The following is a 451-nucleotide window of genomic DNA, read 5'->3' as shown; positions in this document are numbered from 1 at the left end:
CCCCCCCCCCCCCCCCCCCCCCCCCCCCCCCCCCCCCCCCCCCCCCCCCCCCCCCCCCCCCCCCCCCCCCCCCCCCCCCCCCCCCCCCCCCCCCCCCCCCCCCCCCCCCCCCCCCCCCCCCCCCCCCCCCCCCCCCCCCCCCCCCCCCCCCTTTTTTTTTTTTTTAACCCATCGGCGACCAGCGCGTTATACTCTATTGAATCCACTCTTTCCTTACACTACTCTCTTCCGATCTGGCAAATTAATTTATTCAAATTATGGTGGGTCATGATGGACTTGAACCATCGACCAATGGATTAAAAGTCCACTGCTCTACCAACTGAGCTAATGACCCGCTCTGAAAATCACTTAAGTTAACTTGCAAAATGGTGGGTCATGATGGACTTGAACCATCGACCAATGGATTAAAAGTCCACTGCTCTACCAACTGAGCTAATGACCCGCTCTAATA

1 protein-coding gene and 2 tRNA genes are annotated in these 451 nt (G+C 60.5%); all 3 read right to left on the bottom strand.

Annotated elements, in window-relative coordinates; all coding sequences use genetic code 11:
- Positions 1–206, bottom strand: a 206-nt coding sequence (locus tag CWC18_RS20795; protein ID WP_212747755.1) for a hypothetical protein, incomplete at its 3' end; no start/stop codon positions are given.
- Between the two features lie 52 nt (positions 207–258).
- Positions 259–334, bottom strand: a tRNA-Lys gene (locus CWC18_RS20790).
- Between the two features lie 32 nt (positions 335–366).
- Positions 367–442: transfer RNA gene (locus CWC18_RS20785), tRNA-Lys, on the bottom strand.
- Positions 443–451 lie beyond the last annotated feature (9 nt).

It is taken from the genome of Pseudoalteromonas aurantia (genome assembly GCF_005886875.1).
GTDB lineage: Bacteria > Pseudomonadota > Gammaproteobacteria > Enterobacterales > Alteromonadaceae > Pseudoalteromonas > Pseudoalteromonas aurantia_A.
Note: the sequence above shows the minus strand (reverse complement) of the source record. Positions and strands in the feature narration are given on the sequence as shown.